General features: G+C 39.6%; 20 protein-coding genes and 2 pseudogenes. 7 read left to right on the top strand and 15 right to left on the bottom strand.

Going from position 1 to position 21,479, the window contains the following annotated elements; translation table 11 throughout:
• Positions 1 to 8: 8 nt before the first annotated feature.
• Positions 9 to 416: pseudogene (locus tag J678_RS11650) on the bottom strand (SDR family oxidoreductase); the annotation flags it as partial.
• Between J678_RS11650 and J678_RS0104155 the strand changes: the two are divergent.
• A pseudogene (locus J678_RS0104155) lies at positions 410 to 607 on the top strand (IclR family transcriptional regulator domain-containing protein); the annotation flags it as partial. The pseudogenes J678_RS11650 and J678_RS0104155 sit on opposite strands and share 7 nt — an antisense overlap.
• Before the next feature lie 46 nt (positions 608 to 653).
• On the opposite strand, the gene J678_RS11645 reads toward J678_RS0104155, so the two are convergent.
• From J678_RS11645 to pnuC, 4 genes are read right to left on the bottom strand one after another with little or no spacing between them, the layout of a single operon-like run.
• Positions 654 to 953 carry a hypothetical protein gene (locus J678_RS11645; protein ID WP_017393337.1) on the bottom strand — a complete coding sequence of 100 codons (300 nt, stop codon included), beginning with the start codon at positions 951 to 953 and terminating at the stop codon, positions 654 to 656.
• 22 nt (positions 954 to 975) lie between these two features.
• Complete coding sequence (locus J678_RS11640; RefSeq protein ID WP_017393336.1) at positions 976 to 1,443, bottom strand: hypothetical protein; 468 nt, start codon at positions 1,441 to 1,443, stop codon at positions 976 to 978.
• 21 nt (positions 1,444 to 1,464) lie between these two features.
• Positions 1,465 to 2,064, bottom strand: a complete 600-nt coding sequence (locus J678_RS11635; RefSeq protein WP_017393335.1) for a hypothetical protein — start codon at positions 2,062 to 2,064, stop codon at positions 1,465 to 1,467.
• Between the two features lie 46 nt (positions 2,065 to 2,110).
• Positions 2,111 to 2,701 carry a nicotinamide riboside transporter PnuC gene (gene pnuC, locus J678_RS11630; protein ID WP_017393334.1) on the bottom strand — a complete coding sequence of 197 codons (591 nt, stop codon included), beginning with the start codon at positions 2,699 to 2,701 and terminating at the stop codon, positions 2,111 to 2,113.
• Positions 2,702 to 2,948: 247 nt separating this feature from the next.
• Between pnuC and J678_RS11625 the strand changes: the two genes are divergently transcribed.
• Positions 2,949 to 3,737: a crotonase/enoyl-CoA hydratase family protein gene (locus J678_RS11625; protein WP_017393333.1), complete on the top strand. Its 789-nt coding sequence runs from the start codon at positions 2,949 to 2,951 to the stop codon at positions 3,735 to 3,737.
• Positions 3,738 to 3,845: 108 nt separating this feature from the next.
• Here the strand turns inward: J678_RS11625 and pgaD are convergent, their stop codons facing one another.
• The 5 genes from pgaD to J678_RS11600 all read right to left on the bottom strand — a co-directional run bounded on the left by pgaD (position 3,846) and on the right by J678_RS11600 (position 8,811).
• Positions 3,846 to 4,265, bottom strand: a complete 420-nt coding sequence (gene pgaD, locus J678_RS11620) for a poly-beta-1,6-N-acetyl-D-glucosamine biosynthesis protein PgaD (RefSeq protein WP_002054480.1) — start codon at positions 4,263 to 4,265, stop codon at positions 3,846 to 3,848.
• A gap of 86 nt (positions 4,266 to 4,351) precedes the next feature.
• Positions 4,352 to 5,608 carry a poly-beta-1,6-N-acetyl-D-glucosamine synthase gene (gene pgaC, locus J678_RS11615; RefSeq protein ID WP_004888283.1) on the bottom strand — a complete coding sequence of 419 codons (1,257 nt, stop codon included), beginning with the start codon at positions 5,606 to 5,608 and terminating at the stop codon, positions 4,352 to 4,354.
• A 13-nt stretch (positions 5,609 to 5,621) separates the two neighbouring features.
• Positions 5,622 to 7,616, bottom strand: a complete 1,995-nt coding sequence (pgaB, locus tag J678_RS11610; protein WP_017393332.1) for a poly-beta-1,6-N-acetyl-D-glucosamine N-deacetylase PgaB — start codon at positions 7,614 to 7,616, stop codon at positions 5,622 to 5,624.
• Between the two features lie 235 nt (positions 7,617 to 7,851).
• A complete protein-coding gene (locus J678_RS11605) occupies positions 7,852 to 8,193 on the bottom strand; it encodes an FKBP-type peptidyl-prolyl cis-trans isomerase (protein WP_004703189.1) in 342 nt (113 codons plus the stop codon).
• Between the two features lie 87 nt (positions 8,194 to 8,280).
• On the bottom strand, positions 8,281 to 8,811 hold the full coding sequence (locus J678_RS11600) for a YaeQ family protein (protein ID WP_017393331.1): 531 nt from the start codon (positions 8,809 to 8,811) through the stop codon (positions 8,281 to 8,283).
• Positions 8,812 to 9,001: 190 nt separating this feature from the next.
• Between J678_RS11600 and dctA the strand changes: the two genes are divergently transcribed.
• Entirely contained in the window at positions 9,002 to 10,264 is a 1,263-nt protein-coding gene (gene dctA / locus J678_RS11595) for a C4-dicarboxylate transporter DctA (protein ID WP_017393330.1), read from the top strand.
• A gap of 42 nt (positions 10,265 to 10,306) precedes the next feature.
• Here the strand turns inward: dctA and J678_RS11590 are convergent, their stop codons facing one another.
• A complete protein-coding gene (locus tag J678_RS11590) occupies positions 10,307 to 11,305 on the bottom strand; it encodes a CobW family GTP-binding protein (protein ID WP_017393329.1) in 999 nt (332 codons plus the stop codon).
• Between the two features lie 502 nt (positions 11,306 to 11,807).
• Here J678_RS11590 and J678_RS11585 point away from each other — a divergent pair.
• Entirely contained in the window at positions 11,808 to 12,005 is a 198-nt protein-coding gene (locus J678_RS11585) for a hypothetical protein (protein ID WP_002054416.1), read from the top strand.
• A 131-nt stretch (positions 12,006 to 12,136) separates the two neighbouring features.
• On the opposite strand, the gene J678_RS11580 is transcribed toward J678_RS11585, so the two are convergent.
• The 4 genes from J678_RS11580 to J678_RS11565 all read right to left on the bottom strand — a co-directional run bounded on the left by J678_RS11580 (position 12,137) and on the right by J678_RS11565 (position 17,346).
• Positions 12,137 to 12,652, bottom strand: coding sequence for an acyl-CoA thioesterase (locus J678_RS11580; RefSeq protein ID WP_002054353.1), 516 nt, complete (start codon positions 12,650 to 12,652; stop codon positions 12,137 to 12,139).
• A 261-nt stretch (positions 12,653 to 12,913) separates the two neighbouring features.
• The gene (locus tag J678_RS11575) at positions 12,914 to 13,528 is read right to left on the bottom strand and encodes a MarC family protein (RefSeq protein WP_002054351.1); all 615 of its coding nucleotides are present in this window, start codon (positions 13,526 to 13,528) and stop codon (positions 12,914 to 12,916) included.
• Positions 13,529 to 13,539: 11 nt separating this feature from the next.
• Positions 13,540 to 15,606, bottom strand: a complete 2,067-nt coding sequence (locus J678_RS11570; RefSeq protein ID WP_002054451.1) for a choline transporter — start codon at positions 15,604 to 15,606, stop codon at positions 13,540 to 13,542.
• 117 nt (positions 15,607 to 15,723) lie between these two features.
• Complete coding sequence (locus tag J678_RS11565; protein WP_031955821.1) at positions 15,724 to 17,346, bottom strand: BCCT family transporter; 1,623 nt, start codon at positions 17,344 to 17,346, stop codon at positions 15,724 to 15,726.
• A gap of 264 nt (positions 17,347 to 17,610) precedes the next feature.
• On the opposite strand from J678_RS11565, the gene betI reads away from it, so the two are divergent.
• The 3 genes from betI (at position 17,611) to betA (ending at position 21,453) form a co-directional block, all read left to right on the top strand.
• The gene (betI, locus tag J678_RS11560) at positions 17,611 to 18,234 is read left to right on the top strand and encodes a transcriptional regulator BetI (RefSeq protein WP_000166965.1); all 624 of its coding nucleotides are present in this window, start codon (positions 17,611 to 17,613) and stop codon (positions 18,232 to 18,234) included.
• A complete protein-coding gene (gene betB / locus J678_RS11555; RefSeq protein WP_017393327.1) occupies positions 18,227 to 19,699 on the top strand; it encodes a betaine-aldehyde dehydrogenase in 1,473 nt (490 codons plus the stop codon). Before betI ends, betB begins: the two co-directional genes overlap by 8 nt.
• A 95-nt stretch (positions 19,700 to 19,794) precedes the next feature.
• Positions 19,795 to 21,453, top strand: coding sequence for a choline dehydrogenase (betA, locus tag J678_RS11550; protein WP_017393326.1), 1,659 nt, complete (start codon positions 19,795 to 19,797; stop codon positions 21,451 to 21,453).
• Positions 21,454 to 21,479 lie beyond the last annotated feature (26 nt).

The following is a 21,479-nucleotide window of genomic DNA, read 5'->3' as shown; positions in this document are numbered from 1 at the left end:
CCTAATATTTATAAATGTTTGTTAAAACCACCTGAGACATCTATTGCCGAACCTGTGGTGTAAGATGCCAATGGTGATGCCAAGAACACTAAAGCACGTGCAGGCTCTTCCGGGCGGCCTAAGCGCTGCATAGGAATGCCACGATTTTTTGCGATATTTCCGGTCCATTCTTCCCATGACAGATTTAAATCTGAACGGGTTTCATAACGGCGTTTCCACTGCGCAGATTCAACCATACCGAGTAAAATCGAGTTCACACGAACGCCATATTGAGTAAACTCATGCGCCAATGAATGGGTTAAATTCAACAGTGCAGCGCGTGCAGATGAAGTCGCAATCATGTGTGGTTCTGGTTGCAATGCCAGTAACGAGTTCACATTGGTAATTGAGGCATTTGCCGACTGTTTTAAGTCGTCTGAGCTGGGGTCATTACAACCATGATATGGCTGCTTGTGCTGCCCCTATTTTCAAACAATCAAATGGAAAAATGGTGGCTGTCCTTTCGGTAAGTTGCCCAATTACCACCTATGATGAAAAGACCTTTAAAGAAGATATTGCCGCTCTGGTCATCGCAACGGCAGATAAAATTTCAAAATTTATCTATTAAAAAAAGCGACGTTAAGTCGCTTTTTTTTGTGCTTTGATTTCATCAGTTAAAAATTACACTTAAAAGTTTCACCATTCATATCTTGAAAACTCAGTGTTGAATGATTTTCTTTAATATCAAACTTTAAGTATTGCTGTTTAAACTGTACTACTGCATAAAACTCTTCAGCCCCATCATCTAAACCTGTCACAGAGACTTGGGTCCCTTGGGGAAAGTCCTTGAGCCAAGCAACCTTATAGAAATCTGACACTGAATTAAAATCTATATATTTTGCAGGGTCAGCCATAATTTTTTGGGCCACCGCATCAAACTGTTGCTGTTTATATATGACTAAATTCAGGATCATGGCTATTCTTAAAGATTAATCATTAACAGTCATCAATAGAGTACGTATAGTAATGTAGTTTTCCATTACGGAAATGAAAGTGCAAGCCATCATTACTACCTTCCCAAGGAAATATAGAGTAAGTATGATTTTCAGATATAATTATTTGTTTACCAAAAAACTTTTTAAAATCATTCTCGGTAGTTAAATGATTAAATAATCGAGAACCATACTTTAGACCATTTTGCTGGCTTACATATACCTTATCTAAAGATCCCGTAGAGAGTATCACTCCATCTTCATATACCCATTGATCTGGAAAATAACCACCATTGCATTCATCAGCCTCACCTTTAATAACCTGCTTTGGCTTTTTCAAATTATTTAAACGAATATCAAAACTGTTCAATACTTTACCATGCCACAATGGTTTAATATTTACTTGCGCATAAGAGGTAGTTGCTACTAAAAAGCCAATACAAAATAAAAATATATGAGTTAAATTTTTCATAAAAATCCAGAAATTAATGATTTAAAAGTTTTGTGCCTTAGTCTTATTAATGATCAAACCTTTTTGTTTGTCTTTCATAATGATTAAAGGAGATCCAACTTTCTTAGTTTTGGTATTATCCAAATATTTTTTCTTCTGTAAATAAATCAGTTTGTCTTTAATAAAGGTATCTATGGAAGTTTCATCATTCGTATAATAAGAAATATCTTGTGTATAAATATTTGCCCAGTCAGCTACCCAAAAAATAATGAAATTTCCACCACGCTCCTGATAATTGTCTATAGCAAAGGTTTCAGAATCAATTTTATGTATGGTTTGGCCAGCTATTGCAGATATATCCCGACTTTGCGCTTTAAAATAATAGGTTTTATTTTTATCTAAATTGATAGCAAATACATTATAGCCTAGTGCATCAGCTATATCAGGCTTAAAGCAAGAATAGCTTTGTATTTTTATCTGTGCCGTCTGTATAACTAATTTATTATTTTCAGCAGCTTCATCTTTCTGACATGAATCCGGTAATTTACTAAGCTGCTTTAAAGGAACAGCGTTAATCTGAGCATTTGCATAACCAGAACAAAGAAATAAACAAAATAAAAGTTTTTTTAAAGTATGAGTCATCAAATAATTTCCAAACAGGATTATTGTTTTAATATTTTCTCATACATTAAATAGTTTTTTTCAACTCAATATGATTAACCTGCTTTCTTTTAACCTTTTCCCATTGATACCAACCATAAGCTGCCATTAATACAAAGGCTGCATATAAAGCAGAAGTTAAAAACAGATCTTTATAAATAAACATTCCCACATAAATAATGTCGACAAATACCCAAAGTATCCATGTCGCAATATGCTTTCGGCTGGTCCAGTAAGTGGCAAGCAAACTAAATGCCGCAAGCTGTGAGTCGAGCATCGGCACCGCTGCATCGGTAAAGTTTTTAAGTATCAGACCAAAGAGCAAGCCACCTACCGCGGCAATGATCATTTGAAAAATTGCCACCTTAGGAGCTATTGGTTCTATACGAATGTCATGATCTTGCTGCTTTCCTTTGAGCCAATAGTAAAAACCATAAAAATTTACAGCCATAAAAAAGAACTGCAAAATCGTTTCACCATAAAGCTTAAATTCGTAAAACAAATAAGCGTATAAAACAAAGGCGAAGAAATTAAACAGCCAGCACCACATATTACGGATTACCGTTAACCCGACACCAATGAGGCTAATTAAGACCGCGAAAATTTCTAGAGGTGACATAAGAGAAGCTGCTTATTGAGATCAATTTAACAGCGTATTATGAGAAAAATATAAGACTAAGCAAACTGCTAATTTAAATAAATCATGAAAATTGACATTATCTTAGGATCTGTCTTTTCGTATGAAATTGATTTACTTCAATACATAGACAAAAGAAATACTGATCAAGTCACTAACAATTTCTATTTGCTAGTTTTTAAATGATTGTTTAAAAGATAATGAGAGACAAATAAAAGAGCTTGAAAATATGTCAAATCAAGAAGGAAAAGTCAGCCGTGAAACTCGCGGACATATTTTTTTAATTGGCTTAGATCGCGCAGCAAAACGTAATGCCTTTGATAGTCACATGATTAAAGACTTATCCCTAGCGCTCACCGAATATGAAAATAATGACGCCCTGCGCTGTGCGATTGTTTTTGCTCACGGTGACCATTTTACAGCTGGCTTAGATTTGGTTGAGTTACAACCTAAGCTTGCTACAGGTGTTTTTGATTTTAGTGAAAATGAAATTAACCCGTGGGGCACAATAGGTCGAAAGCTGAGTAAACCTTTGATTGTGGCAGTACAGGGTTATTGCTATACCGCTGGCATAGAACTCTTTCTCAATGCAGATATTGCGATTGCAAGTGAAAATACTCAGTTTGCTCAAATGGAGGTTCAACGTGGCATCTTACCTTTTGGCGGAGCAACTGCACGTTTCACTCAAGCCGCGGGTTGGGCCAAAGCCATGCGCTATTTGCTTACAGGTGACTCTTTTGATGCCAAAGCAGCCTTGGATATGAACCTGATTACAGAAGTTTGCCTAGAAGGTACGGAGCTTAACCGTGCCATAGAACTCGCTGAACATATTGCTCAAGCAGCGCCCCTTGCCGTAAAAGCCATTCTTGCCTCTGCACGTGAAGCTATTAATGAAGGTTACGAGGTTGCTTTTCATCAATTGCAAAATCATCTACAACCTTTACTAACTACAGAAGATGTTCAAGAGGGTGTTTTTGCTATGCTACAAAAAAGACCACCAGTGTTTAGAGGCAAATAAAACCGATTCAAACACTACGCTTCGGGGTCTAAAATTTATGACTCACTAAGAGTAAATATGCAAAAAAAGAAAGCCCACATGATGTGGGCTTTCTTTTATTTATTAGATTTATTCAACTCTAATGATTTTACCAAATTCATCATGGTGAACGACCGTAATTTTTTGGCTACGGCCCTGTTCAATTTCTTGTTCTGGCAAATCAAAGTAACGTGCATAATCATCTGTCTGTTTCATGTTAAGTGCACTACCCCCAACACGGCGTTCAGGCAACACATGACTCCAGAGCAGCAAGCCAATTGCACAAGCAATCAGAGCTGTAATGCCATGTTCAATTCCTACACCAAAAGCACTAAACAAACGATGTACTAAATGAGTTTTTTGGAGCTCCGCCAATACCCAAATAAATACAAACGGACGCCATAACAACAACCAACCGCCCCACATCATGGCTGTGCTTGTTGTAGAAACATAGCGTTTGTGCCATGGTAGTTGACGACGTAAATCAATAATCAACGAATTTGTCTTCATTTCTCTTTACCTAACGAAGTGCTGCGGTTTTTCCCCAGACATCAATACAGCACGATCTTTAAAATCTCATGACTCTTGCATTTCATCTAACGAATGCCCCGATCCGGGCTCACCCAACGTGCTCGTTTCTCATCTCCACGTCGTAAGACCTTAGGAAATGCCACAATGGTTGCCGAAATGGTGATTAGCCAAAAGACCAATGGATACCAGATCATCCAGAAATAATTTTTTCCTAGATGCGGTTCATAGCGACTATCCATCCATTTGCTTAAAGCAAACTGAATTAGACAGGTTGCCCCCAATAAAATACCGCTACCATACGGTAAAAATGGGGAACTCACAACGGCTAAAGCAGGGATTGGTAAAATAAAATGTACCAACCACAATAAAGCCATTGCCAGCATTAAATATGACCATACTAAAGTTAAGCAAAGCTCAAACATTAGAGGCCATAAAAAATTCAATTTTGGTTTGGTAAACACATCAATGTTTTTAATTAAAACCTGTGCTCCACCCATTGCCCAACGTAAACGCTGTTTCCATAAACCATTTAAAGTTTCAGGCATCAAAATCCAAACCAAGGCATTCGGTTCAAAACGAATGTCCCAGCCTGCACGCTGCAACTTCCAAGTAATGTCGATGTCTTCAGTCAACATATTTGGTGACCAATAATCGACTTGATGAACAGCGCTTTTACGAAAAGCTGTAATTACACCAGACACTGTAAATAAACGACCAAATGTACGCTGTGCACGTTTAATCATTCCCACAATCGAAGAAAATTCACCGACTTGAATACGGCCTAACAAAGTTGAACGCGTACGTATACGTGGGTTTCCAGTTACAGCTGCAACCGTTGGGTTCTGAAGAAAATGACGAATCATCCATTTTGCTGCATGTGGGTCAAGCAAAGCATCGCCATCGATACCAATTAAAAATTCGGCATCGGTCATCAGGCTGCCCGCCTGTAGTCCCATCGCTTTTCCTTGGTTTTGTGCAAGGTGAACAACACGAAGTTTTTCGTATTGTTCAGCTAAACGATCGAGCACTTCACCCGTATTATCCGAACTGCCATCATTAATCGCAATGACTTCAAAATTTGGATAATCCAGTTTTAAAGCATGGCTAATGGTTTCCTCTGCATTATCACCTTCGTTAAAGCAAGGGATGAGTACAGCAACTTTCGGATAGCTTTCTAATGGAGCGGGTTGATCATAAGGTGGAGCCTTACGTTCCTTCCAATAGAAAATGATCGCACCAATCATCCATAGATATGACATAAACAATGGATAATAAAAAACGAATTTTAGGGCATGCGACCATATTGCAGCAAAGATTGTCATGTTTCAGCCTCGTCTATGGCACAAGACGAGATGACTTTTCAGCAAATGCTTTATGCATCACGTTCACGTCCGGATGATCTTTAATTGGGTCATCTGGATAGTATGCAACATGCATTGCACCTTGTTCATAGAGAGAATGAATCGTCGCAGCCATTTCAGTTGAAGGTACCTTTTCGTTATTACGCCAGTTTGTTGCCTGTAGCTCAAAAACTGTTTTCTTAATGCCATTTGGATATTTTTTCACGCGATCAACCATATCTTTATAGAATTGATCTGGATTTTTCACTTGCTCCATATAAGGCATCGCCATAATAGCAGTAAAATCATAACGGTTTAATGACTCTTCAAGTGACTGAGAGTACCAATTTTCCGCATATGGTTTTAAAGCCACTTGCGCATATAAATTACGTGCTGTTAACAGGAACGGTTCATATTGACGAACCTCATCAACAAGCTGCATCGCAAAATCATCTAAATATCTGGTTTTGTATGCAGTCCACTTTTGCAAATCTTCGTCATTTGCACGAATTTTTGCCAAGTCTGTTGGTAAGCCTTGTTTTGCATAAGCTTTTAAAGCATCTGGGCTTGCATCTTCATAATCAGACAGTGTCACATCGTCATGGAATAAAATTCCATTGAAAGACGATGACTTCGCTAAGTCTTGATATATTTCACGGATAGTTTGACGCGCTTCAGGTGAAAAAGGACTTAAACGAATGTATCCCATATTAAGGTGTCCACTCGTTTTATCCTGTTGGGTTACAACCAAATCTTTTGATACAGGATCAGTTTTTGGTAGTTCCCATGCCAATAATGGCATCCACGCATAAATACGGCTTACAGGAGTACGTGTTTGAATTTGCCATGCAACACGGTTAAATAAATCAGCACGCATAGGAATATGTCGATTTGGGAAGTATACCATATCGGCAGAACCATTCGCATCTGCATCAGAGAAAGCCTGCAAATAAACTGTATTTACGCCCATTGCATTAATACGGTCGAGTAAATTACCTAAATTACGCTCTTGCTGTTGCGGGTCTGGATCATAGATATAGTCGAGATCCACATGCATGATTTTTTGCGGACGGTTATTATCCGTTAAATTTAACTCACGGTTTTTAATCTCTTGAGCTAAATAATTCGTGCTCATTCCACCCTCTACCAAAATACGACTCATATTTTGTAGAGACTGTTTAGCGTGATCTGCTCCATCATCAAGTGTGATGGTAATTGGCATACCAAGCTTTTTAGCAATTTGAACAGTTTGCATATTATAGCGACCATATGGCCACACCATAATACGTGGTGAACGTATACCATGTTCTTTAAGTAACTGATTATTCTTTTTTAAATCGTTATAAATTCGGGCCTGATATTGGCTGTCGTTTTCATACGTTTTAGTTTTTACGTCATAAAAACGAGTCGTTGCCGCAGGTTCAGAGTTTCCTTGTGGGTTACCAGTAATACCACGGTGTAAATGATAGCTGTGGCTTGCAATTTCAACAAAACCGCTATCTTGCATTTCTTTAAGTTCAGGCCAGCTTAAGATTTTATCACGTGAAATTTCTTCGCCAGAAAAATCAACTTTCTGACTTGCTTTAGGCTCTAACCATGAACCAACAACAGCAAGTACTACCGGGATTTTTTTAGCTTTAATGACTGGATAGGCATTTTGATAAAAAGACTGATAACCATCGTCTACAGTTAATAAAACTGGCTTGGTCGGCAGTGCAGTTTTCCCCTGATGAGCACGAATCAACTGGTCTACAGTAATAAAATGGAAACCGTTTTTTTGCAGCCAATCAATATGCTCACTAAATTGTTTCGTGGTTACTGCATATTGAGGAATTAAGGCATTTTTAGTATCGGTAATTTCATGATAGCCAATAACAGTAAGTTCTGAAGCATCTATTTTAGGAGGCTTAGCTAATGTCATACCTGACAAGCCTGCTAAAGCCAAGCCAAGCGTTAGATTCAACAAAGGAGATGCAAAACGGGTAATCATGAAATAGCGTCTCAATAGCAATATAGATTATTTATGTGAAATTTAAACTTAAGAACTAAACCTTATGTCAATTTAGCTCTTAGGTTCAGACTGTCCCAAAGAACAGTTTTTCAGTTCACCTTTATAATCAAATAAACTGAAAATAATCTTAAATATTCAAAAAGCTAAAATATAAATAGTGAATGTATTTATATTTAAAGCTTATATATAAAATCAAACCCTAAAGAATTTGATATCACTCATCACGAGTTTTTACGTCAAATAATTCGATTTCAAAAATCAAATTTGAATTTGCCGGAATAACCTTACCCATTTTGCGTTCGCCATAAGCTAAATGCGCAGGAACAATAAGTTTACGTTTTCCGCCCACTTTCATTCCCATGATGCCTTGGTCCCAACCTTTAATCACACGGCCTGTACCAATGACACATTCGAAATAATTTCCGCGGTCAATTGAAGAGTCGAATTTAGTACCGTCTTCTAACCAACCTGTATAGTGCGTGGTAATTAAAGCACCTTTAACCGCTTCTTTACCTTCGCCTACTTTTAAATCGATAATTTCTAATTCAGTGATCATAACATTTCCGTTTCATTTAAATTCATAGCTCAGACTCAATCTTTAGTCTAGCAAGTGAAGTTGTAAAATTTGTTTCGCTTTCCAGTTTTACTGTAATTGTGTCCACACCACATTTGCTTGGCCCTTTTCACCAAGCAAAGTCCACTCTGTGTCCATAACATTTAACTGTAACTGCATAGTGCGTTCACAAAGCTGTTCTAACTCTGCTGTACTTTCAGGCGCAATTTGCCATACCTGAACATTACTCAAAGTTTTAATTTTACTGTTTTTCTTCCACCAGTCTTCAACTTGTGAACCATAAGCAACAATTGCCACAGTTTTACAACGGGCACTGGCTTTTTTCACTTTATCTTCAGAAGGTAAACCGACTTCAATCCAGGTTTCTAACTGTCCTGTTAAGTCTTTTTGCCAAAGTGCAGGCTCATCAGTTTCAAAAAGGTCTTTGGTAAATTCAAGGCTATCACTGGCAAAACGTGCAAATGCCATAACACGAACCATTAATCGTTCTAAAGTTTCTGAAGGATGTAAGGCAAGCGTCAATTGATAATCGCCATAAATATGGTCATCCATATTGGCAATGTTCAGATCCGCTTTATAAATTGTTGCTTTAAGCGCCATAGTTGATATGTCCAAAAATTTGGCGCTAAGAATACTCGATTTTAGTTAAAAAATTATAGAAAAAACGCAGTAACTCAAAACTTCTTTCACTCTAAATTTGCATCTTATTCCAAAACATCTAAGCACTTTCAAAGTTGGCGGGCTTTTTGCTTGAGAGGGTTGTATTCCTCTCTTTTTGATTTGATGACTTATGTGGCAAAAACTTAAACGTAGTTTATTCCTACAAGTTCTCTGCGCTCTCTTCCTCGGTATTGCAGTAGGTCTTGGTTTTCATGATTTCTCCCTAGCTTTAAAACCTCTTGGTGATGGTTTTATTTCGCTCATTAAAATGTTGATTGCTCCAATTGTGTTTTGTGTGGTGGTACTGGGAATCTATGGTGCAAACGACATAAAAAAAATGGGCAAAGTCGGTGCAAAAACGATTCTTTATTTTGAAGTAGTCACCAGTATTGCTTTAATTTTGGGAATTATTGTTGCTTATGTCTTTAAACCGGGCGTCGGTATGAATATCGATATTCATCATTTAGATGCTAAAGATTTAAGTACCTATACTGACCGTGCTCATGACATGCATACAGGTTCGGACTTTTTACTTAATATTATTCCAAAAACATTTACGGCTGCTTTTGCCAACGGCGATATTTTACAGATTTTACTCATCGCGATTTTATTTGGTGTCTCGCTACTTTTAATTCCTAAACATTTAGCCGAGCTGGTACGTCAGGCACTTGAAGCTTTCTCTGAAGTCTTCTTTAAAATTATGGGACTGATTATCCGTTTAGCTCCAATTGGTGTATTCGGTTCAGTCGCATATACCACTGCAAAATTCGGATCAGACTCACTTCTACAACTCGGTTATTTAGTTTTACTCTTTTATGCAACCTGCATTCTATTTGTTGTGATTGTTCTAGGTTCAATTCTAAAACTTACAGGCCTCAACATTTTTAAGTTTGTGGGCTACTTTAAAGATGAGCTCGCGATTGTTTTAGGTACTGCCTCTTCCGACTCGGTTCTTCCTCAAGTCATGAAAAAGCTTAAAAACTTAGGAATTAAAGATTCAACAGTCGGTCTGGTTATTCCTACCGGTTATTCTTTTAATTTAGACGGCTTTTCAATTTATTTAACATTAGGGGTGATTTTTATTGCACAGGCCTGCAATATCGATCTCTCTATACATGACTTGTTGGCTATTTTACTGGTTTCGCTCATTACCTCTAAAGGCGCGCACGGTATTCCGGGGTCTGCCTTAGTGATTCTTGCGGCGACACTTTCCGTCATTCCAAGCTTACCTGCAATTGGTTTAGTGCTTTTATTGTCTGTAGATTGGTTTATCGGGATTATTCGTGCCTGCACCAATTTAATTGGTAACTGTGTTGCGACCGTAGTCATTGCACATTGGGAAAAAGACATTGACCATGCTCAAGCTAAAGCTGTACTCAACATCAAAAAATAGATGAATATTTTTGAGAACATTGAGCTATCTTTTCAATGTTCTCTATTCATCAATTCTGCAACCTAATAATTCAGTTTCAAATGCCAGCCAGTCATGTTCATGCTGGCTAATGATTTCAATACGGTTATCAATCCCCTCTTCACCAGACTTATAGTTAAACTGCTCAGGGTTAAAGTTAAAGGTCTTCCATCCCTGATCTGTATTAAAAATTCCCTTAATACGTAGCCAGTCTTGCTGTGCACACAACACATCAAGCAGAGCATAGAACTCAAATTTCCAACGTTTAGGTAATTTCCAACCCGCGACCATATAACCCTGCGCCGACTCAACATAATGATAAGGCAGTTGGTGAATTTCTTTTGCAACTTCGGCTTCGGTCATTTGCTTTTGCAGCTTGAGTAAAGGTTGTATAGAGCGTTCAGTTAAACGAGCAGCGACATCAATTTCTACTAGTTCAAGTTGACCATGCTCGGTCTTTAGCCATTGCTGCTGATAAGGCTGGTATTCTTCTTTAAGCTCAACCAGTGCCTGTTCATCTTCAAAAGTCATGGTGTCAGCATGAGAGACCACTACAATTTGTGCAGCCTTTAACTGATCTTCATACAGATTTTGTTTAACCCAATTGGTGTCATGCAAACGGCTACCATCGACAACTGTAACCAATGCACGCATAGCCAAGCTGTTTTGCCAATGCGGTTCGGTTAACTGATCAAATAATTGCGAAGGGTGCCCAAGCCCAGTAGGTTCAATAAAAAGTCGGTCTGGCTTTTGTTCACTTAACAAGCGAGCCAAAGCAATATGCATTGGGAGTTGACTACTACAGCATAAACAGCCGCCCAATAATTCCTTTACTGCATAGCCCTGATCTTGTGGTAAGAGCTGTTGATCTACTCCAATTTGCCCAAACTCATTCATTAAAACCGCCCACACTTCATTTTTGGGTTTCTGACTTAACAAATGCTGCAATAACGTCGTTTTCCCTGCCCCTAAAAACCCTGAAATAATATGGGTAGGAACAGTTTTTTGGGCAAAAATTTTCACAGGTGGCTCAAATCAACAAGGTTTAAAAACTAAAAAAGGTATATCACTGTTTAACTACTATGAAAATGTTTTTTCATTTTGAAGCTATAGTTTTCAATTATCCGGCTAAAACAACCTTTATGTGACATAAATCTCATCAATTATTTAAATTAACTTTAGATAAAAAAGAATTAAACGGAATATTCTATTTATAGGCATTCATAATTCATGCCAGAGTGTTTTGTTTACGTAAACAATTTGGCTTTTTTTTACTCAACAAGAAATATTCTTTCACATTTTTAGCGTTCAACTAGCGCTTTAATTTTACAGTAGACGCACATAAATGGCCCGTATATTTCATATTGTTAAGATAGGCGTAATAGATTGTTAAGTTAATTGATGTAATCCAAAGCTCGGCTTAGCATGTGTCCTAGCTTAGTCATTCAGCCATACATGTTTTATCTCCGTTAGGTTGAACGATTAGGTTTGATTTATTTTTTAATGAATTTAAGGATGCCATAAAATGAAATTAGCTAAAACTTTACTCGCTACTACCCTAGCTTTAACTGCTGCTTCAACTTTTGCTGCTTCTAAACATGATAAAGTTCATGCTCCAGCAGAAGATAAAGTTGTAGTTTCAACTCAAGAACAAGCAAACACTGCAAATGCTGCATCTGAAGCGGTAGGTTCTGCTTCTGAAGCTGCTCCTGCTGCTCAATAATCTTCTCTGTACTCTCCTCCAAGCTCAGAGATAATTTTGCTGAAACGAAATAGGAAGTTGAATTTCAGTGAATAAAAAAAAGATCGAACCATGCTGCGGTTCGATCTTTTTTATTTTAGTCGTTTTTCTTTTTAAGAAGTTTTCTTATACATACTACAAGAAGGATTATGATTTTCTTGTAGGCGTAATACCTTGCGGTGTTCTGCCGCTTCAAATCGACAGCGTTTCCACTCTGTATCGAGTTTTAATTGAGGCACTTCACGAGGTTTACCATTCTCATCAACCGAAACCATCGTGAAATAACAGCTATTGGTGTGGCGCACGGTACGCTTTTGAATATTCTGTGCTTCTACACGAATACCCACTTCCATTGAAGTACGACCCACATGGTTGACACTCGCTAAAAATGTAACCAGTTCGCCCACATAAATCGGTTCTTTAAAATTCACTTTATCTACAGACAACGTTACGACGTAGCTGCCTGAATAACGACTTGCACAAGCATAGGCCACTTGGTCTAGCAGCTTTAGAATTGTTCCACCATGAACATTACCTGAAAAATTTGCCATGTCCGGTGTCATTAAAACTGACATGGTTAATTCTGACTGATCATCAGTTACGGTTGTCATTTCATCTAATGTAGGCATGACTCAACTCTGTCTCAAACAAGCTCAGAAAACATTATGGTTGATAATTCACAAAAAAAACATGCTTAAATCCACAACATAGCATCGTATTTTTTAATATTGTTAATTCTTTTTTTGAACGAATATTTTTTAAACTATTATTTTTAATTATTTTTTAGTTTTTCTTAAATAAAAATTTGAGAAGCAGCCAAAAGTAATCAAAAGATGCTATGCCATTTTGTTCCATTTTAAATGACATAGCATCGTTTTATATGAGCCTGACTATACTTTATGGATCAGTCCGGTAATACCATTAATAATCATATCAACAGCAATCGTACCGATTAATAAAGCAGATAAACGCCCGACTATATCAAAATAGCGATCGATGTATTTTGCATGTTTGTAGCGTAAATGATCATGTGAAAATTTCATCAAAATCAAAATACTGCATGTTAAAAACATGGTAAATCCGATCACAAGTGCCGCAGCACCAATCGACATTTCAATACCTGTCACCACAGCCGCACTAATGGTACCCGGCCCAATCATAAAAGGCATCGCGATGGTTCCAGCTAAATGCTCAGGAGCACCGCGCATTTCACCAATGGTGTCGGCCCCCTGAAACACGTAGCGATAGCCAATCACCAAAAAGATAAGGCCACCAAAAATCTGGAAAGCCTCAAAGCGTACATTCAGGTATTTACTAAAGATTGCTTCACCGCCCCATGCAAATAACATAAAGACGATATAAGCAATCAAGCTCCCCTGAATTAAGGCTTTGTTAAATACCTTGGTTTCTGAATGGCGGATCAGGCCAATCATATAAATGCTCATTAAAAAAGGATTGAGCAAAGAGAAAAATAAAGCAAAAGAATGCAGATATGGTGAAACCATGCATATTCCCCTTAAGCTTGCGGATCTGGGAATAATGGACGGTTCCCAGGGCTAATACGATTAATATGCAAGAACGTCATATGTCGTTCATACTTATCTAAAATGTCATTAATAACCTGTTCTTTACTGTAACCCACAAGGTCGTTGTCTTGAGAACCTTCATAAAGATAAGTTTCGAGACGGTAATAGAACTGTTTGCCTCGTTTTACACGCTGACTAAAGTTAGGCGCGCTATAACGGACTGGCCAAATCTGATACACGAAGTTTTGCTCTTCTTCCAAATGAATGGTGATATCGAGGTGATATAGCGCCTCTTCATCTTCAAGTGGGGTTTGCTGCACATCTACGTTCATACCTTGCTTAATGAGTTCGTCAGCTACGGCCTGAACAGCAGGTTTGCAAACGGTATCGAGCATACGTCTGGTTTCAGAGGTTCCTGGATGATGCATAACCCGAGTCAAACGTTGTTTCCAATTGAGGATATCGACATTACCCACCACAGGTGCTGCGTTCATACTTCGGCTTGCATGCCTGTAGTCTTCAAGTCTGAGCGATTTATAAAGCCCCGCCATCACAAGGAACATCACGAAACTAAACGGCAGTCCCATAATGATGGTTGCATTTTGCAAAGCGGTAATCCCGTTGGTCATCAGCATAGCGAGCGTTAATAAGCCAATGGCAATTGCCCAAAACACGCTTAACCAACGCGGCGCATCATTATCAATATGGGTAAGCTTGGTCGTGAAGTTACCTAAAACAAGTGCCCCCGAATCGGCAGAAGTCACATAGAATAAAAGGCCTGTTACTGTTGCGACTGAAGCAATGAAAGTAAAGCCCGGATACTGCGCTAACAGGTCATAAAAACCATGTGCCGGATTGGATAATACCGTTGCAGCTAAAGTCTGGTTGCCTTCAAAAATCACGCTGTGCAATGCGCTATTACCAAAAATGGATAACCACGTTAAGGTAAATAACAGAGGAATAATTAAAGTCCCGCACACGAACTCACGAATGGTACGGCCTCTAGAAATGCGGGCCAAAAACAGCCCTACAAATGGCGACCAAGCAATCCACCATGCCCAGAAGAACAAAGTCCAACTGCTCATCCAATCTTTAGGTTGCTCAAAAGCAAAACTTTGAAGGGCTAAGGTTGGGAAGCGAGTTAAATAATCACCAATATTTTGTACCAGCGCATTGAGTAAAAACTCGGTATTGCCCAAGAACAAAATAAACAGTAAAAGACCAATCGATACATAAATATTGATTTCAGATAAAATCCGAAGGCCTTTATTCACCCCGGATGTCACTGAAATAATACTAATACCGACCGCAATGGCAATCAGTGCAAACTGCATCCAGATATTCTCTGGCAGTCCTAATAAAACATGTAAACCATAATTCAGCTGTACCACGCCAATCCCACAGGTGGTCGCAATACCAAAAATTGTCCCGATGACGGCGGCAGTATCTACACTATGGCCAATTGCCCCATTAATTCTGTTCCCAAAAATTGGGTAAAGTGCAGAACGAATGGTAAGCGGTAAGTTATAGCGATAACTGAAATAACCAAGTGCCATACCAATCAAGGCATACATACACCATCCGGTCAAACCATAGTGAAACAGCGTCCACACCATACTTTGGCGTGCCGCTTCATAGGTCTGGCCTACACCAACAGGTGGCTGCATATAATGAGATAATGGCTCGGCCACCGAGAAGAACATTAAATCAATACCAATACCTGCCGAAAACAGCATGGCAGACCAACTCAGTAAACTAAACTCAGGCTTTGAGTGTTTAGGGCCAAGTTTAATCTCACCATACCGTGAGCAGGCAATGAAAATGACAAACACCATATACAGCGTAGCAGCCAGTAAATAGTACCAGCCAAAGGTTGACGTTACCCACGCAAGAACGGTGTTAATGGTTCGATTTGCGAAATCGTTAAATAAAAAAGTAACGAGAGAAAAGATTAAAATGATTAGAGCTGAAATATAAAAAACCACACGGTTAAGCGGGTCTTTTTTAGATTTAGATAATGTTAAATCATCAACTGCTCTTGGATTATCTGTTGCCATACAATCCTCAAGGAATAGAAGAAAAATAAAATATTCAATTTAGTCTTTTCACTATTTAACAATAATGAAAAGACTGTTTTGAACGCAAAAAATATAAATAAATGTGATGAACCAAGGTTATAAAACCTCGGTCACTTTGTTCTGGTCACAATTCGATGGAATAGAAATGTCTTTTGAAATAGCTAACTGCTTTTTCGCAACATTCGGGTCAAAATCATCTTGCTTCAGGGCTTTGGCTAGGCCAAACATATAAAGCAAAATAATCACAGAAAATGGTAAACCACATAACACCACTGCACTTTGCATGGAGTTAAAACTACCTGCTAATAATAAGCCGATACTTACAATGGTAATGACCACAGACCAAAAGATGCGTAACCAGATCGGTGAATCACTATCACTGGTGCCCCCTTTCGAGGACAAATTGGCGATCATTAGTGTACCAGACCCAACCGGTATCAAAAATAAAACGAAACAAATTACAACAACAATCCCGGCAATATACGGATTAAACGGGAGATATTCGAGTAATTTGAATAATGACAACGCAGGGTCACTTAAAACCATATCACCTAAAACTTTCTGTTTCTGGTTAAGAATAAAATGAATTGCAGTATTTCCAAAAATCGAGATCCAAGCCAAGGTAAAACCTAGTGGAATGAGGCATACACCCAAAACCACTTCTCGAATAGTTCGGCCTTTAGAAATTCGGGCAATAAACATTCCTACAAAAGGTGCCCAAGCAATCCACCATGCCCAATAAAACACAGTCCATGAACCCAACCAGCCACTGGCTTTTTGATTGTATAAATACATATCAAAACTTTTACCCATAAAATTATTAAGGTAATCGCCCGTATTTTGTACAAGACCATTTAACAAATGGTTAGTCGGTCCGGTTAAAAATACAAATAAAAGTAAAGCATAGAGCAAACGTAAATTAATACGCGATAACCATGCTAAGCCTTTTTCAATCCCGATCACTGTAGTGACTGTCGCCACAAACATCATGATTAAAACTGCAGTGATTAAAGTTGCAGAGCTATGCGGTATTTCAGGAATTAAATAACAAATACCTGAAACTAACACCAAAGCACCAATACCTAAGTTGGTCACCAATGAAATGACAGTTGCTAAAATACCAAAGCCATCAACAAAATCGCCAACTAGACCATGTACTCGCTCTCCAAAAATTGGATAGAGCGCCGAGCGTAGTGCGAGGGGTAAATCTTGTCTAAAGGCAAAATAACCTAATGTCACACCTAGCAAGGCATAAAGTACCCAGCCATGAATCCCCCAGTGCAAAAAGCTATAGGTCATAGCATTACGGGCGGCCTGAACAGTACCTGCCTCACCTTCTGGTGGTCTTAGAAAATGGTCAACAGGTTCAGCAACACCATAATAAAGTAGCGCGATACCAATACCTGCTGAAAACAACATAGAGGTCCAAGCCAAATAGCCAAACTCAGGTTTGTCGTGGTCTTTTCCTAAAGGAATTTGCCCTACTTTTGAGAAGGCAAGCCAAGCCACAAAGCCTAAACACAGCACAATGACCAACATGTAATACCACCCAAAAAAGTGGTTTACCTGCTCTTGCACATAGGTCAGCCAAAACTGACTTTTTTCTGGAAACAGTACAAATAATAGGCCAAAAATGCCGATACTGACTGCCGAACTCCAAAATACAAAACGATTTAACCGAATATGGTCTGAAGAATATCCATCACTTTTCAACACCATCTTATTGCTCCTTGCAATCGGTGTATTTTTTCCAAAATAACGTGATAAGTACCGGACTTATGCGCATCATCCTATCCGTAAGAACTTCTGATTCTACCTCTTCTTCCCCGAAGTCAGATTCAAAAATTCATTGATTTTTACACATCATACTTGTTATTGATTGAACGTTCAATCAATAACAAGTATGATAAAAAAGTGCTATGATGCTCTGCAAGTTAACATGCTGAATTTAAAGCACCCCTAAAAGTGCTGATGTGGAAAATCATGACAAAACGCAGAGTAAAACCAGAGCATGTGCGCCGTGAAGAGATTATGAACGCTGCACTCGACGTAATTTATGAAGTGGGGTTATCCAATACCACCATTGCACAAATTGCAAAAAAAGCCGAGTTGTCGACCGGTATTGTCAGCCATTACTTTGGCGACAAACAAGGGTTAATAAATACCTGTATGCAAGAAATGCTCAATGTGTTGCGTCGGAAAACCGAACAGTACAGAGCAGAAGCAGATTCGCATCCGGAAAGCCAGATTAAGGCAATTATTGACTCTAACTTTGACATTAGTCAGGTAAATGAAAAAGCAATGCGGGTCTGGTTAGACTTTTGGTCTGCAAGTATGCATGTACCGGACCTGAGCCGTTTGCAAAAGATTAATGATCAACGCCTGTATTCCAACTTGAAGTTTTATTTTCTCAAGTTAATGGATGAACAACAGGCCAGTGTTGCCGCAAGAGGTCTGGCAGCATTGATTGATGGATTATGGCTACGTGGCAGTTTAAGCCGTCACAACGAATTTGACAGCGAACTGGCCCGTTCCATTGCTTACGATTATGTAAAAACGCAATTGCAATTTGCGAACAAGCCTTTGCAGGAGAGACAAAATGAGTGATGTACAAGTTTATCAACTGTATATCCATGGACGCTACGTTGAAGCAACCAGTGGTAAAACATTTAATAGTATTAACCCTGCCAACGGCGAAATTATCGCGACTCTTCAACAGGCATCTGAACAAGATATTGAAGCTGCTGTAAAAAGTGCCCAACAAGGACAAAAAATCTGGGCAGCCATGACCGCTATGGAGCGTTCACGTATTTTACGTCGCGCTGTCGATATTCTCCGTGAACGTAATGATGAGCTTGCCCGTCTTGAAACACTCGACACCGGTAAAGCCTACAGCGAAACATCTACAGTCGATATTGTGACTGGCGCAGATGTACTCGAATACTACGCAGGACTTGCAACAGCTATTCAAGGCGAACAAGTTCCGCTTCGCGAATCAAGTTTCTTTTATACACGCCGTGAACCTTTAGGCGTGGTTGCAGGTATTGGTGCCTGGAACTATCCAATTCAAATTGCTTTATGGAAATCTGCCCCTGCCCTTGCTGCGGGTAATGCCATGATTTTCAAACCAAGTGAAACCACTCCACTCACTGTATTTAAACTTGCAGAAATCTATACAGAAGCTGGCTTACCAGACGGCGTATTTAACGTGGTGCAAGGTGCTGGTCGTGAAATTGGTCAATGGCTCACTGAACATCCTGTGATTGAAAAAATCTCATTTACTGGTGGTGTGGAAACTGGCAAAAAAGTCATGGCAAGTGCTGCTGGCTCTACGCTAAAAGAAGTGACCATGGAACTCGGTGGTAAATCTCCACTGATTATTTGTGAAGATGCCGACCTGAACCGTGCAGCAGATATTGCAGTCATGGCGAACTTCTTTAGCTCAGGTCAGGTATGTACCAACGGTACTCGTGTATTTGTTCCAAAATCACTTCTAGCCGACTTTGAAAAAGCGGTTGTAGAGCGTGTAAAACGTATTCGCATTGGCGACCCAATGGCTGAAGATACGAACTTCGGTCCACTCACTAGCTTCCCTCACATGGAAAAAGTGTTGTCTTTCATTGAGTCAGGCAAACAACAAGGCGCTAAAGTATTAATTGGTGGTGGTCGTGCGACAGAAGGCAAACTTGCCAACGGCGCTTATGTACTACCGACAGTATTTAGCGACTGCACCGACCAAATGGCGATTGTTCAAGAAGAAATTTTTGGACCTGTCATGAGCATCTTAAGCTATGAAACCGAAGAAGAAGTAATCCGTCGTGCTAACGACACCACCTTTGGTCTAGCTGCCGGTGTGGTCACTCAAGATATTAGCCGCGCTCATCGCATTATTCACCAAATTGAAGCTGGTATTTGCTGGATTAACACTTGGGGTGAATCACCTGCCGAAATGCCAGTCGGTGGCTACAAGCAATCTGGTGTGGGCCGCGAAAATGGCTTAACCACGCTTGGGCACTATACCCGTATCAAATCTATTCAAGTTGAACTTGGCGATTATCAAAGCATTTTTTAATGCCGCAATCGCTCTAAAACCTTCAACCTAAAACACATATGCCGAGCAGTCTTTATAGATTGCTCAGGCAAACTGCTAGTAAAAAAAGGATAGTTATGAATATTAAAGAATATGATTACATTATTATTGGCGCAGGATCTGCCGGAAATGTACTTGCTGCGCGTCTGACTGAAGACAAAGATACCACCGTTTTACTCTTAGAAGCGGGTGGCCCAGATTATCGCTTGGATTTTCGTACACAAATGCCGGCAGCTTTGGCCTACCCTCTTCAAGGCCGTCGCTATAACTGGGCTTATTTAACTGATCCTGAACCACACATGAACAACCGTCGTATGGAGTGTGGTCGTGGTAAAGGTTTAGGTGGCTCATCTTTAATTAATGGTATGTGCTATATCCGCGGTAACGCAATGGATTTAGAACAATGGGCAACTCATAAAGGCCTTGAAAACTGGTCTTATGCCGACTGTTTGCCTTACTACAAAAAAGCCGAAACTCGTGACATTGGTGAAAATGACTACCATGGTGGCAATGGCCCTGTGTCGGTTGCTACGCCTAAAAATGGCAACAATGTCTTGTTCCATGCCATGGTTGAAGCTGGTGTACAGGCGGGGTACCCACGTACTGACGACTTAAATGGTTACCAGCAAGAAGGCTTTGGTCCAATGGACCGTACAGTTACCCCAAAAGGCCGTCGTTCAAGTACCGCACGTGGTTATTTGGATATGGCAAAAGGTCGTCCAAACCTGACTATTTTAACTCATGCGACGACCAACAAAATCTTGTTTAATCAAAAGCAAGCGATTGGTGTTGAATACATTATTGGTGCTGATCAAAACAACTTGCAACGCGCCTTGGTTAAACGCGAAGTATTACTTTGTGCAGGCGCAATTGCGTCACCGCAAATTTTACAGCGTTCAGGTGTAGGTCAAAGCACCTTCTTAAAATCAATGGATATTGATGTGGTTCATGATTTGCCGGGCGTGGGTGAAAACTTGCAAGATCACTTGGAAATGTACTTACAGTATAAATGTAAGCAACCCGTTTCTTTATACCCTGCCTTGAAATGGTATAACCAACCTGCCATTGGTGCCGAGTGGTTATTTAACGGTACAGGTATTGGCGCAAGTAACCAGTTTGAAGCGGGTGGATTTATCCGTAGTTCGGATGAGTTTAAGTGGCCAAACATTCAGTACCATTTCTTACCAGTAGCTATTAACTACAACGGTAGTAATGCAGTAAAAGAACACGGCTTCCAAGCCCACGTGGGTTCAATGCGTTCGCCTTCACGCGGTCGTATCAAACTTAAATCGAAAGATCCGTTTGCGCACCCAAGTATCTTGTTTAACTACATGTCGACTGAACAAGACTGGCGTGAGTTCCGTGATGCAATTCGTATTACACGTGAAATCATGCAGCAACCTGCGCTTGACCCATATCGTGGTGATGAAATTAGCCCGGGCAAACATTTGCAAACCGATGCAGAGCTTGATGACTTTGTCCGTAACCATGCAGAAACGGCTTATCACCCGTCTTGTAGCTGTAAGATGGGCGAAGACGAAATGGCTGTTGTAGATGGTCAAGGCCGTGTACACGGTATGAATGGTTTACGTGTGGTCGATGCCTCAATTATGCCGCTCATTATTACCGGTAACTTAAATGCAACCACTATTATGATTGCCGAGAAAATTGCAGACCAAATTCGTGGGCGTGAAGCGTTGCCACGTTCAACTGCACCGTTCTATGTCGCGTCATAAAACCGTTAAGGGCATATTTCTTATAC

It is taken from the genome of Acinetobacter sp. 1424608, assembly GCF_000588255.1.
GTDB lineage: Bacteria > Pseudomonadota > Gammaproteobacteria > Pseudomonadales > Moraxellaceae > Acinetobacter > Acinetobacter nosocomialis.
The sequence above is the reverse complement of the archived record's forward strand: the minus strand, read 5'-3'. Positions and strand labels throughout refer to the sequence as shown.